Annotated in this window: 11 protein-coding genes; 10 read left to right on the top strand and 1 reads right to left on the bottom strand. The window is 71.2% G+C overall.

Features of this window, described 5'->3' with window-relative positions; translation table 11 throughout:
* Position 1: 1 nt before the first annotated feature.
* The 10 genes from AB5G72_RS08320 to AB5G72_RS08275 all read left to right on the top strand — a co-directional run bounded on the left by AB5G72_RS08320 (position 2) and on the right by AB5G72_RS08275 (position 11937).
* A complete protein-coding gene (locus AB5G72_RS08320) occupies positions 2–841 on the top strand; it encodes a tRNA (adenine-N1)-methyltransferase (protein ID WP_069390069.1) in 840 nt (279 codons plus the stop codon).
* Positions 842–938: 97 nt separating this feature from the next.
* Positions 939–2639, top strand: a complete 1701-nt coding sequence (gene arc / locus AB5G72_RS08315) for a proteasome ATPase (RefSeq protein WP_440221397.1) — start codon at positions 939–941, stop codon at positions 2637–2639.
* Positions 2636–4153 (top strand): depupylase/deamidase Dop, encoded by a 1518-nt coding sequence (gene dop, locus AB5G72_RS08310; RefSeq protein ID WP_407335987.1) that lies wholly within the window; start codon positions 2636–2638, stop codon positions 4151–4153. The genes arc and dop overlap by 4 nt, the downstream gene beginning before the upstream one ends.
* 54 nt (positions 4154–4207) lie before the next feature.
* On the top strand, positions 4208–4384 hold the full coding sequence (locus tag AB5G72_RS08305) for a ubiquitin-like protein Pup (RefSeq protein WP_154830710.1): 177 nt from the start codon (positions 4208–4210) through the stop codon (positions 4382–4384).
* Between the two features lie 6 nt (positions 4385–4390).
* Positions 4391–5797 (top strand): Pup--protein ligase, encoded by a 1407-nt coding sequence (gene pafA / locus AB5G72_RS08300; RefSeq protein WP_185950536.1) that lies wholly within the window; start codon positions 4391–4393, stop codon positions 5795–5797.
* 11 nt (positions 5798–5808) lie between these two features.
* Positions 5809–6777, top strand: coding sequence for a helix-turn-helix transcriptional regulator (locus tag AB5G72_RS08295; RefSeq protein WP_185950537.1), 969 nt, complete (start codon positions 5809–5811; stop codon positions 6775–6777).
* Positions 6774–7742: a helix-turn-helix transcriptional regulator gene (locus AB5G72_RS08290; protein ID WP_440221396.1), complete on the top strand. Its 969-nt coding sequence runs from the start codon at positions 6774–6776 to the stop codon at positions 7740–7742. The genes AB5G72_RS08295 and AB5G72_RS08290 overlap by 4 nt, the downstream gene beginning before the upstream one ends.
* A gap of 108 nt (positions 7743–7850) precedes the next feature.
* Positions 7851–8219 carry a Sec-independent protein translocase subunit TatA gene (gene tatA, locus AB5G72_RS08285; RefSeq protein WP_440221395.1) on the top strand — a complete coding sequence of 123 codons (369 nt, stop codon included), beginning with the start codon at positions 7851–7853 and terminating at the stop codon, positions 8217–8219.
* A 12-nt stretch (positions 8220–8231) separates the two neighbouring features.
* The gene (tatC, locus tag AB5G72_RS08280) at positions 8232–9293 is read left to right on the top strand and encodes a twin-arginine translocase subunit TatC (RefSeq protein WP_440221394.1); all 1062 of its coding nucleotides are present in this window, start codon (positions 8232–8234) and stop codon (positions 9291–9293) included.
* Positions 9277–11937 (top strand): DEAD/DEAH box helicase, encoded by a 2661-nt coding sequence (locus AB5G72_RS08275; RefSeq protein ID WP_440221393.1) that lies wholly within the window; start codon positions 9277–9279, stop codon positions 11935–11937. The genes tatC and AB5G72_RS08275 overlap by 17 nt, the downstream gene beginning before the upstream one ends.
* Positions 11938–11988: 51 nt before the next feature.
* On the opposite strand, the gene AB5G72_RS08270 is transcribed toward AB5G72_RS08275, so the two are convergent.
* Entirely contained in the window at positions 11989–12918 is a 930-nt protein-coding gene (locus AB5G72_RS08270; RefSeq protein WP_440221392.1) for a 5'-3' exonuclease, read from the bottom strand.
* Positions 12919–12942: the final 24 nt, after the last annotated feature.

The raw sequence follows: 12942 nt of genomic DNA, 5'->3' as shown, positions 1-12942 counted from the left end.
CGTGCAGCGATCCGGTCCGTTCGTCGTGGGCGACCGCGTCCAACTCACCGACACCAAGGGGCGCAAGTACACGGTCGTCCTCGTCGAGGGCGCCGAGTTCTTCACCCACCACGGGGCCGTCCGCCATGACGACCTGATCGGTGCGCCGGAGGGGTCGATCGTCACCTCGACCAAGGACTCCCACTACCTCGCGCTCCGGCCGCTCCTCACCGACTACGTGCTGTCCATGCCGCGCGGCGCCCAGGTGATCTACCCCAAGGACGCCGCGCAGATCGTGCACGAGGGTGACGTGTTCCCCGGCGCCCGCGTCCTGGAGGCCGGTGCCGGTTCCGGCGCGCTGACCTGCTCGCTGCTCCGGGCCGTGGGCCCCGAGGGGCGGGTGTTCTCCTACGAGATCCGTGAGGACCACGCCGAGCACGCCGAGCGCAACGTCCGTACGTTCTACGGCGAGCACCCCGAGAACTGGGACCTGCGCGTCGCGGACCTGGCCGAGACCTCCGTGGAGGCGCTGGGGGGCCAGGTCGACCGCGTGGTGCTGGACATGCTCGCGCCCTGGGAGTGCCTGCCCACGGTGAGCGACGTGTTGGTGCCCGGCGGGGTGCTGGTCGCCTACGTGGCCACCACGACCCAGCTGTCGGACGTCGTGGAGGCCCTGCGGCGTCAGCAGTGCTGGACCGAGCCCCGGGCGTGGGAGTCGATCAACCGCGGCTGGCACGTGGTCGGCCTGGCCGTGCGTCCGGAGCACCGCATGCAGGGCCACACGGCGTTCCTCGTGACCGCCCGCCGGCTCGCCGAGGGCGTGACCACCCTCAAGCCCAAGCGGCGCAGCGGAAAGGGCTGACCGGCGGACTCGCGGGGACCTGCGCCCGCGTCCGCCGATAGGGTGGAGGGGACGACGACGAGGTGACTCGTCGACGACCAGGAGGGCAGGTGATCGCGTGACCGAGGGACGATCCCCGGCCGGCGACGGGCAGGACCGGGTCGCCATCGACCGGGCCGAGCTCGCACGGCTGCGCAAGGCCGTGGACGAGGGGGCCCGTTCGGACCGCGAGAAGACGATCAAGATCGACGCCCTCGGCGCCCGCAACGTCCGGCTCGCGGACCTGCTCAGGGACTCGCGCGACCAGCTCGAGGCGCTCAAGGGTGAGGTCGAACGACTCGGCACCCCGCCCAGCACCTACGGCGTCGTACTGGCCCGACCCTCCGGCCCGGACTCCGTGGAGGTCATGGCCGCGGGTAGGCGGATGCGCCTCGCGATCGCCCCGGGGGTGGACGCCGCCGAGCTGACCGCCGGTACGACGGTGCGTCTCAACGAGGCCATGACCGTGCTCGAGGTCTCCGGGGAGCTGCCCGTCACGGGCGTCACCGCCGTGTTCCGCGACGTACTCGCCGACGGCGTCCGCGCCCGCGTCGTGATGGGCAACGACGAGGAGCACGTCGTCGTGCTGGCCACCGCCCTGCGGGGCGGTCGGACCGCCGAGCACCCCGCCCCGGTCCGTCCGGGCGACGCGGTGCTGGTCGACCCCAAGGCGGGCGTGGCGTACGAGGTCGTGCCCAAGGCCGAGGTCGACGAGCTCCTGCTCGAGGAGATCCCGATGGTGGAGTACTCCGACATCGGTGGACTCGGACCGCAGATCGAGCAGATCCGCGACGCCATCGAGCTGCCCTTCATCCACCACGACCTCTACCGCGAGTTCCACCTGGCCCCACCCAAGGGCGTCCTGCTCTACGGGCCCCCCGGCTGCGGCAAGACCCTCATCGCCAAGGCCGTCGCGCACTCATTGGCCCGCGCGTCGGCGGTCTCCCGGGGCGACGACGTCTCCGACGGTCGCTATCCCAACTCGTACTTCCTGTCCATCAAGGGCCCGGAACTGCTCAACAAGTACGTCGGCGAGACCGAGCGGCACATCCGCTCCATCTTCGAGCGGGCGCGTGAGAAAGCGACCGAGGGCAACCCGGTCATCGTGTTCTTCGACGAGATGGACTCGATCTTCCGCACCCGCGGTTCCGGTGTCTCCTCGGACATGGAGACCACGATCGTGCCCCAGCTGCTCGCGGAGATCGACGGCGTGGAGGACCTGCGCAACGTCATCGTGATCGGCGCCTCCAACCGCGAGGACATGATCGACCCGGCCATCCTGCGCCCCGGCCGGCTCGACCTGAAGATCCGCATCGACCGGCCCGACCGCGACGCCGCGACCGATATCCTGGCGAAATACATCACCCCCGACCTGCGCTTCGACCCGGAGGAGGTCGGGGACGCGGACGAGCAGACGCACGTGGCGGACCTCATCGACCGGATCGTCGACAGGCTCTACACGCGCGACGCGTCCACCACGTACGTGCACCTGGTGTACGCCTCAGGCCGCCGATCCTCCCTATACCTGGCCGACCTCACCTCCGGGGCGATGCTGCGCAACATCGTGGACCGGGCCAAGAAGCTGGCGATCAAGGACATCGTCCACGGCACCGGGCAGGGCCTGACCACAGACGACTTCCTCGACGCTGTCGACGCCGAGTTCGCCGAGAGCGCGGACCTGCCCAACACCTCCAACCCGCAGGAATGGGCGCGGCTAACCGGTGTCCGCGGTGAGCGCGTCGTCGACGTCTCCATCCCCAACAAGGGTGTGGACCAGTGACCCCTCCCGTTCGGAACGCGTCGGGTGAGGTCGGGCGAGGCCGGATCATCGGCACCGAGATCGAGTTCGGCATCGTCGCGGTCGGGCAGCCCCTGCTCAGCTCGGTGGTCACCTCCACCCAGGTGATCAAGGCCTACACCGACCCCGGGGAGTCCGCCGGCGGCGCCGACGAGACCCGCTGGGACTACGAGTCGGAATCGCCCCTGCGCGACGCCCGCGGTTTCGACCTGGGAGCCGTGCGCGCCTACGACCCCGGCGAGTTCGGGGTGACCAACCGGGTGCTGACCAACGGCGCGCGCTTCTACGTCGACCACGCGCACCCCGAGTACTCCGCGCCAGAGGTCGACTCCCCGCGCGACGCGGTGATCTGGGACAAGGCCGGCGAGCTCGTCATGCACCGCGCCGGGGTCGAGTCCTCGGCGACCGAGGGCAACGCCGAACTCAAGCTGTACAAGAACAACGTCGACGGCAAGGGCGCCTCGTACGGCGCGCACGAGAACTACCTCGTCCGCCGCGACGTCGACTTCGACGCCCTGACCCTGAGCCTGGCACCGCACCTGCTGTCACGGCAGGTGTTCTGCGGCGCCGGACGCGTGGGGATCGGGCAGTCCGGCGAGACGGCCGGCTTCCAGCTCTCCCAGCGCGCCGACTACATCGAGGTGCTCACCGGGCTCGAGACGACCCTGCGTCGCGGGATCATCAACACCCGCGACGAGCCGCACGCGTCCGACGAGACGTGGCGCCGACTGCACGTGATCATCGGCGACGCGAACATGTCCGAACTGGCGACGTACCTCAAGATCGGCACCACGTGCCTGGTCCTGGACGCCATCGAGGAGGGCGTGGACTTCTCCGACCTCCTGCCCGTCGACCCCGTGGAGGCGGTGCACGTCATCAGTCACGACACGTCGCTGACCGCCACGGTGCCGCTGCCCGACGGCCGCGCACTGACCGGGATCGGTCTCCAACGCGAGATCCTGGACCGGGTCGCCGACCTCGTCGGCGACGGCGCCGGCCGACCGGACTGGGCCACCGAGGTCCTCGCCGAATGGCGGGAGATCCTCGACGCCCTCGAGCAGAATCCCATGTCGTGTGCCGACCGCCTGGACTGGCCCGCCAAGCTGCGCCTGCTCGAGGGATTCCGCGCCCGCGACGCACTGGACTGGGACCACGCACGGCTCGCGCTCATCGACTTCCAGTACCACGACATCGATCCGGAACGCGGCCTCTACAACCGTCTGGTGGCGAAGGGCGCGATGCGCCGACTGACCACCCCAGACGAGGTCGAGGCCGCCGTCACGACCCCGCCCGCCCGGACGCGGGCCTGGGCCAGGGGGCGCTTCCTCGCGGAACTCGGCGACAGCATCCACTCCGCCGGATGGGACCTCGTCGTCGTCGTCGACTCACGCGGCCACCAGCGCCACGTCGACCTCACCGACCCGTACACCGGGACCCGGGAGTACTGCGAGGCGCACCCGGACTTCCTCACCACCGACGGACCGTCACCGTGGTGACCGCACCGACCCGCACCTCCGACCACCGAACCTCCCACCGTTAAGGAGCAGTCCATGTCCCGGATCCAGAAGAACGCCGGCGGCCCCGGCGAGGGCGACGACGAGGCCGGTCAGATCGCCAAGGCCGCCGACACCACCTCCGCCGACTCGCTGCTCGACGAGATCGACGACATCCTCGAGACCAACGCCGAGGAGTTCGTGAAGTCCTACGTCCAGAAGGGCGGGCAGTAGACCGCCATGATCCGTCGCATCGTCGGGATCGAGACGGAGTTCGGGATCACCAGCGTCGGCGGTGACGGCGCGCGGTCCCTCGGCGCCGACGAGATCGCCCGCTACTTCTTCCGGCCCGTCGTGCAGCGGTGGCGCAGCTCCAACGTCTTCCTGGAGAACGGCTCCCGCCTCTACCTCGACGTGGGCTCCCACCCCGAGTACGCGACCGCCGAATGCGACGGCCTGCGCCAGCTCGTCGCGCACGACAGGGCGGGGGAGCGGATCGTCGACGACCTCGCCCTGCAGGCCGAGCAGGCACTCGCCGCCGAGGGGATCGACGTCAACGTCTATCTGTTCAAGAACAACACCGACTCGGTGGGCAACTCCTACGGGTGCCACGAGAACTACCTGCTCGACCGGGCCACCCAGGTCCGCAGCATCGCCACCACACTGTTGCCGTTCCTCGTGAGCCGGCAGCTCCTCTGCGGCGCCGGCAAGATTTTGCCCGGCACCCCGGCGGGCGTGGGACTCGGCGAGACGGAGGAGCCGACGTTCTGCTTCTCCCAGCGCGCCGAACACATGTGGGACGGCGTCTCGTCCGCCACCACCCGGTCGCGACCGCTCATCAACACCCGAGACGAGCCGCACGCCGACTCGACCCGGTTCCGGCGCATGCACGTGATCGTGGGCGACTCCAACATGATCGAGACCACCACGCTGCTCAAGATCGCCAGCACCCGGCTCGTGCTGGAGATGCTCGAGGCGGGCGTCGAGCTGCGCCCGATGGCGGTGGCGCACCCGGTTCGGGCCATCCGGGAGATCAGCCGCGACCTCACCGGCACGCGGCCCGTCGCGATGACCGACGGCACCACCATGACGGCGCTGGAGATCCAGCGGGAGTTCCTCGCCGCGGTCCAGCGTTACCTCGACAGCGGCGGCTGGGAGCGCGACGATCGCCCCGACATCGAGCGGTGCGTGGCCCTGTGGGAGCGGGTGCTCGACGCCGTCGAGTCCGGGGACCACGAGTCGATCGCCGCCGACATCGACTGGGCCGCCAAACTGCGGCTCATCCGACAGGTCCAGGCGAAGACCGGCGTCGACCTCGACCACCCGAGGCTGTCCCAGATCGACCTGACCTACCACGACGTGCGGCCCGGACGCGGGCTCCACTCGGTCCTCGAACGCCGCGGGCTCGTCTCCCGCGTCGTGGACGACGCCGAGGTGGAGCGGGCCCGCACCGTCGCCCCCGGGACCACCCGCGCCGCGCTTCGTGGCAGGTTCATCACGGCCGCCCGGGACGCCGAGCGCGACTTCACCGTGGACTGGGTCCACCTCAAGGTCTCCGACGGCACCCTGCCCACCGTCGCGCTGACGGACCCGTTCGCCCACGAGGACCCGCGTGTCGACGAACTCGTCGCCGCGCTCGGACGATAGCGTCTCCAGGCGTGCCCACCTCGAAGTCCCAACGTCTGGTCAACCTCGTGATCTGTCTGAGGTCGACCAACGCGTTCCTGTCGGCGGGGGAGATCCGCAGGATGGTCCAGGGCTACGACGACGCCGAGAACGACGCCGCCTACCTGCGGATGTTCGAGCGGGACAAGCGGGAGCTACGCGACGCCGGGGTCCCGCTCGAACAGGGCGCCTCGCTGGCCCCCGGATCGCCGGCCGGGTACCGCATCCCCGCCCACGGGTACGAGCTGCCCGACATCACCCTCACGCCCCAGCAGGCCGGCGTGCTCGCCGTCGCGGCCGAGGTGTGGCGCGAGGGGGAGCGGGCCGCGCGTGCCGACGGGGCGCTGGCCAAACTCACCGCCGCGGGGATCGAGCCCGCGCACGACGCCGGCGCGACCGTGTCCGTGACCGACCCGGCCGAGCTGGCGACCGCCGCCCTGGTCGCCGAGGCGATCGCCGAGGGATCCTCGGTCACGTTCTCGCACACCCCCGCGGGCGCCGCCGAACCCACCTCCCGGCGGGTCGAGCCCTGGTGGACCGGATCCCGCCACGGCCACTGGTACCTCGTCGGTCACGATCTCGACCGTGGCGAACCCCGGACGTTCCGGCTCGTCCGCATCTCCGACGTCCGGCTCGGGCGCGCCGCACGGACCGTCCCCGTCCCGCCGACCGAGCAGGTCCTCGCGTTGCTGGACGGCGCCGTCTCCCGGCTCAACCCCCTGGTGGAGGCCACGGTCTGGGCCGCCGACGGCAGAGCCGCCGAGCTGCGCGCCATGGCCCGGTCCCAGAGCCCCGCCCGGCGATTCGGCAGGGACGGGGTCGACCTCGAGGTCGCCGCGCCGCTCGGTGAACTGTCCGCGCTCGTGGCCGCCCAGGGTGCCGACGCCGTGGCCCTGCGCCCGGCCGAGCTCCGCGTCCGGGTCGTGACAATCCTCACCGCCGCCGAGGAGGCCGCCCGATGAGCGCCCGCGCCGTCCCGCTGGCCACGTTGCTCAGCGTGGTCCCGTACTTCCACACCCGGGGCGCCGTCCCCGTGGCCGACGCGGCCCGCGACCTCGGGTTGACCGAGAAGCAACTCCGGGCCGCCCTGTGGCAACTGTGGTCCTGCGGTCTGCCCGGGTACGGCCCCGGTGACCTGATCGACCTCGCCTTCTCCTCCGAGGACCTCGACGACGCCGATCTCGTGGAGGTGACTTTCACCGCCGGGATCGACCGCCCGGTCCGCCTGACCGCCGCGGAGGCGGTCACGCTCGAGACCGGGCTGGCGGTGTTCCTCGACCAGCCGGAGGTGATCGACCAGGGCGCGCTGCGCGACCTGCTGTCGACGCTCCGGACCGCCACCGGCGCCGACGTGCACGCCGGGGGGATCGACGCCCGACGCGAGACGGCCGACTCGGACGCGGACGTCGTGCGCACGGCCGTCCACGACGGTCGGGCGCTGCGCTTCGTCTACCACTCGGCCAGCTCCGACACCTCCACCACCCGGGTCGTGGACCCCGCACGCCTGTCCGTCGCCGACGGCCATTCCTACGTCCACGGGGTGGACCGTGAGTCGGGTCAGTGGCGGACGTTCCGCACCGACCGGATGGGCGGGGTCGAGGAGGTGGGGCCGCGCCGCGCGCTGGGACCCCGACCCCAGGACGACGGCGAGGGCGACGTCCGCCTGGAGTCCGCCCGTGTCCCCGCCGCCGCGGCCTGGTTCCTCGACGAGTTCCGATTCCACAGCGTGGTCCGCCGCCCGGACGGCGACCTGGACGTGGAGATCGCCTACCACGACCGGGCGTGGCTCCTGCGCTTCCTGCTCGGTCACGCGGACGTCGTGCGGGCCGCCGATCCCGAACTGTCCGCCGAGGTGGCGCGCCGCGCCGGCGAGGGGCTGGAGGCCTACTCGGCGGAGCCGGGGGAGACCTCCGTGACGGAATCGTGAATTCTCGGTAAATAACCAGGTAGCAGCCGGTTTCGGGGAGCGCTCGGGTGACGCCGCCCGGTGTGGGTGCGCTAGCATGGGCACGTTGTCAGACAAACGGAGGTTGACATGGGTGCGTTGAGCATCTGGCACTGGCTCATCGTCCTCGCGGTGGTGCTCCTGCTGTTCGGTTCGAAGAAGCTCCCGGACGCCGCCCGCGGCCTCGGACGGTCGATGCGCATCTTCAAGTCCGAGATCAAGGAGATGCAGAACGACGACAAGCCGGTCGAGGACCCCGCGCCGCAGGCTCTCACCCAGGCGCAGCCGAACGCCGCCCAGTACGCGCAGCCGCAGGCACAGCAGTCCGCCCAGCCCCAGCCGCAGCCGCAGCAGTACCAGCCGCAGGCACCCCAGCAGCCGTACCAGCCACAGGGGCAGCAGCAGTACACCGACCCCACCGCCCCGTACCACGGCGGTCAGGGTCAGCAGGGGCAGTAGGCCGACCCCTCCATGACGCAGACCGACACCGCGGACACCGGCGCCACCCGCAAGGGTGGCGCCGGTCGCCTGCTGACCAGACGCCGCCGCAGGCCCCGCAACCCGGACGGCACCATGCCGTTGATCGAGCACATCTACGAGCTCCGCAACCGCGTGCTCATCGCGATGGCGGCGATCATCGTGACGTTGGGCTTCGGATTCTGGTGGTACGGCAGCGGCTTCTTCGGCATCCCGTCGTTGGGCGGGATCCTCACCGGCCCCTACTGCGACATCCCCCCGGGGGCGCGCCTACAGCTCGGTGACGACGGCGACGAGTGTCGCCTGCTCGCCACCGGACCGTTCGAGCAGTTCATGCTCCGGCTCAAGGTGTCCGCCACCGCCGGCATCGTGTTGGCCAGCCCGGTCTGGCTGTACCAGCTGTGGGCGTTCATCACGCCCGGCCTGCACAAGAACGAGAAGCGCTACGGGGTCGTCTTCACCATCCTGGCCGCGGTGCTGTTCATCGGCGGCGCGGTGCTCGCCTACGTCGTGATCGTCCACGCGTTGGAGTTCCTGCTCTCGATCGGCGACAACGTCCAGACCACCGCGTTGTCCGGCACGCAGTACTTCACGTTCCTCATCCAGCTCATCCTCATCTTCGGCGTGAGCTTCGAGATCCCGCTCCTGATCGCGATGCTCAACGTCGCCGGGGTCGTGAGCTACGAGGTTCTCGCCAAGTCGCGCCGCGGGATCATCATGGGCATCTTCGTCTTCGCGGCCGTGGCCTCGCCCGGCCAGGACCCGTTCTCGATGCTCGCCCTCGCACTGGCGGTGACCATCCTCGTCGAGGGCGCGATCCAGTTCGCCCGCCTGCATGACAAGCGCAAGAACAAGTCCCGCGCCGACTGGCTCGAGGTCGACGACGAATCCGCCTCGCCCCTCGGCCCCGCCGACGACCTCGGCGGATCCGGCCCACTCGAGCGGCCCGCCCCTCTGACCACCCCGGCCCCGGACACCGGCACCCGAACGCCCGGCGACACCCGACCGCTCCAGGCCCCGGCCGGTAGCGGTTCACTCTATGACGACATCACCTGACCGTCCCCGGACCGATCACCTGCTCGAGGACTTCCTCACCGGGGAGGGGTTCTCGCCTGACCCCTTCCAACTGGAGGCGTTCTCCGCCCTCGACGCGGGACGCAACCTGCTCGTCTCGGCGCCCACCGGGTCCGGCAAGACCCTCGTCGGCGAATACGCGGCTCACCGGGCGCTCGCCGGGGGAGGGCGCTGCTTCTACACCACCCCGATCAAGGCGCTGAGCAACCAGAAGTTCCGGCAGTTCCGCACGCGCTTCGGCCCCGAGAACGTGGGGCTGCTCACCGGCGACCACTCGATCGACGCGGACGCGCCCATCGTGGTGATGACCACCGAGGTCCTGCGGAACATGATCTACAGCGGCTCGTCGGCGCTCCACGACCTGGACTGCGTGGTGATGGACGAGATCCACTACCTCGGGGACCGCTCGAGGGGCGTCGTGTGGGAGGAGATCATCCTCACCCTCGATCCGGCCGTCCGCCTGGTCGGGCTGTCCGCCACCCTGAGCAACACCGACGAGCTGGGCGACTGGATCACCGAGATCCGTGGCGACACCGCGGTGGTGCTGTCCGAGCACCGTCCCGTGCCGCTGGCCCACATGCTCTACACCGATGGGGACCTGATCCCCATCCAGGCCGCTGCCGACCAGCGCAGACGGTCCCGGAGCGGCTACCACGAGGAGCGGGTCGCGGCCCGGCCCCGAGCGCAGTGGGCCAGACGCCAGGACGTCATCGAGAAGCTCGACGACGAGCGACTCCTGCCGGCCATCTACTTCGTGTTCTCCCGGGCGGGGTGCGACGGCGCGGTCGCTCAGATGCGTCGCGCCCGCCTCCGGCTCACCACCGGGGAGGAGGCCCGGCGTATTGCCTCACACGTGGACGCCGCCTGCGCCGAGGTCCCACAACACGACCTCGACGCCCTCGATTTCACCTCGTTCCGCGCCGGGCTGGTCAACGGGCTCGCCGCCCATCACGCCGGGATGCTCCCGCTCTTCCGCACCATCGTGGAGGAGCTGTTCTCCGCAGGGCTGATCAAGGTCGTGTTCGCGACCGAGACCCTGGCGCTGGGCATCCACATGCCGGCTCGCGCGGTGGTGCTGGAGAAGACGACCAAGTTCAACGGCGACACCCACGCGATGCTCACCTCCGCGGAGTACTCACAGATCACGGGCCGGGCCGGCAGACGGGGCATCGACACCAAGGGCACGGCAGTCGTGCTCGACCAGCCGGACCTCGACCTGGACGCCCTGTCCGCGCTCGTCGACACCCCGCGGTTCCCATTGCACAGTGCCTTCGCTCCCGACTATTCGATGGCGGTCAACCTCGTCGAGCAGCTCGGCGTCGAGGAGGCCACCATCCTGATCGGCCGGTCGTTCGCCCAGTTCCAGACCGACCGCACCCTGGTGTCCCGGTCCCGCGCCATCGAGCGCCGGTCCGATGAGCGCGACCGCATGCGGGCGTCGCTCGAGGAGGCCGGGGGAGACGCGGACCTCGACGAGTACATGGGGTTGCGCGCCGAGCTCAGCCGTCTCGAACGCAAGGCCGAGAAGTCGAACCGGGACGACCGGCTGGCGTCCGTGCGCGCGGCCATGCTCAAGCAGACCGCCGGCTCCGTGATCACCGTGGGCCGCAAACGATTCGGCATGGTGGCGACCGTGCTGCAGGTCCGGACCGACATCCAGTCCGACCCCGCGCTGCTCTGTCTCACCGACACCGGGTGGACCGGCTGGTTACGCCAGAACGACTTCGCCTCGCCCCCGATCCCGGTGGGTCGGGTCGACCTGCCCAAGGGCCGCCGCAAGCTCGACGGGCGCGCCAAGCGGGCACTGGTCCAGCGGATGGAGCACCTGCGGGGCAAGGCGAAGGGTCGGATGAAGAACGCCGGCGGTAAGCCGGTCCGCAAGGACCCGCGGATCGCCGCGGCGCGCCGGGCACTCCGGCAGCACCCGCTGCACGAGGACCCCCGGATGGACAAGCTCGCCCGCCTCCACGAGCGCTGGGCCCGCGCCGACGCCGACGTGGCCGCGCTCACCGCCGAGGTCGACGCCGACGCCGATTCGCTGGCCCGCCGCTTCCGCCGCATCGTCGACCTGCTCCGGCACCTCGGTTATCTCGAGAAGGTGGACGGCGTACTCCGTGCCACCGACGCCGGGCGGCTCCTGGCCGGGGTACACACCGAGCAGGACCTGTTCGTCGCCGAATGTCTGCGGCGGGGAGTGTGGCGCGGGCTCGATGCCGCCGGCCTCGCGGCGGTCGTCACCACGGTCGTGGCCCACCCGCGGACGGACTCCGCGGTCCGCGAACCCTCCGACGACACCCTGCGCGCCGCCCTCGCCGAGACGGAGCGGGTGGCCGGTGACGTCGCCGAGATCGAACGCGCGCACCGCCTGCCCACCACCCCGGACCTGGACGCCGGCCTCGCGCCCGTGATGCACCACTGGGTCTCCGGCGGGGCGCTGGCCTCGATCCTCGCCGCCTCGTGGCAGGAGGGCGTCGAACTCACCGCCGGCGACTTCGTCCGCTCCGCCCGCCTCGTGGTGGACGTCCTCGCCCAGGTCGGTCAGGTCGCCGAACCGGAGCTCGCCCGCACCGCCCGGTCCGCCGTGGGGTCACTGCGCCGCGGTGTGGTGCTCGACCACATGGCCTGAGCCGACGCGGGCGAGCGGCGACGGGAACGGGGCGACGGGCGCCTGCCCGGCTCAGACCGCGTCGAGCCCCTCGGTCGCCTCGACGAGCCGGCCGATCGCGCGGGCCTGCCCGGTCGATTCGCCCAGCGCCTCGAGGCGGTCGGAATCCACGGCGCCACGGCGTCCGTCGACGTCGCCCTCGAACCGTACGTCGAACGCGCGGCCGCCCAGGCGGACGACCCCGCGCGCGGCGGAGAGGTAGTCGGCCCCCTCGGTGATCGCCTTGCGCTGGCGGGCGGTGAGCGCCGACCCCGGATCGCCGGCGGCGGCGACGATGCCGTCGAGGTCGCCGTATTCGCGCAGCAGGGCCGCGGCGGTCTTCGCACCGACCCCCGCCACGCCGGGCAACCCGTCCGACGCGTCGCCGACCAGCACCGCGTAGTCCGCGTACACGTGGGCGTCGTCACCAGCGGGCAGATCGAAGCGCTCCGCCACGACCTCCGGGGTGTACGCCAGACGTTTCTTCATCCCCGCTCCCACGTACACCACGGTGGTGCTCGCCGATGCCAGCTGGAACAGGTCGCGGTCGCCCGTCACGACCAGCACCTCGCGATCCCGGGCGGCCAGCGCGGCCAGCACGTCGTCGGCCTCCGCGTCCTCCGCCCACGCCTGGGCGATGCCCGCCGCCCCGAGGATTCCGCGGATCGACTCGACCTGCGGGCCCAGTGACGCGGGGGCGTCCTCCTCGCCGTCGTCACCCACGCGGTGCGCCTTGTACGAGGGCAACAACTCCACCCGCCAGTCCGGACGCCACGCGCGGTCGAGGCCGGCCACCAGGCCGGTCGGGGAGTACTCGTCCACGAGCACGGCCACCATGTCGCAGAAGCCGCGCACGGCGTTGGCGGGGGAGCCGTCCGGGCCGGTGATCTTCTCGGGCACGGAGTGGAACGCGCGGAACCACAAGCCGGCGCTGTCGAGAACCATGAGCGGGCCCTGGGACACCGCGCCTCCTTGATGTCGTCGGGT

Origin of the sequence: Dietzia sp. MNB45 (assembly GCF_051994785.1) — a bacterium.
In the GTDB taxonomy this organism is placed as follows: domain Bacteria; phylum Actinomycetota; class Actinomycetes; order Mycobacteriales; family Mycobacteriaceae; genus Dietzia; species Dietzia kunjamensis.
This window is presented reverse-complemented; position numbering and strand designations above follow the sequence as displayed.

Coding starts and splice junctions, on each gene's coding strand:
- tatC (WP_440221394.1), top strand. CDS start 8,232: ATGACGCAGACCGACACCGCGGACACCGGCGCCACCCGCAAGGGTGGC.
- AB5G72_RS08290 (WP_440221396.1), top strand. CDS start 6,774: ATGAGCGCCCGCGCCGTCCCGCTGGCCACGTTGCTCAGCGTGGTCCCG.
- tatA (WP_440221395.1), top strand. CDS start 7,851: ATGGGTGCGTTGAGCATCTGGCACTGGCTCATCGTCCTCGCGGTGGTG.
- pafA (WP_185950536.1), top strand. CDS start 4,391: ATGATCCGTCGCATCGTCGGGATCGAGACGGAGTTCGGGATCACCAGC.
- AB5G72_RS08305 (WP_154830710.1), top strand. CDS start 4,208: ATGTCCCGGATCCAGAAGAACGCCGGCGGCCCCGGCGAGGGCGACGAC.
- AB5G72_RS08275 (WP_440221393.1), top strand. CDS start 9,277: ATGACGACATCACCTGACCGTCCCCGGACCGATCACCTGCTCGAGGAC.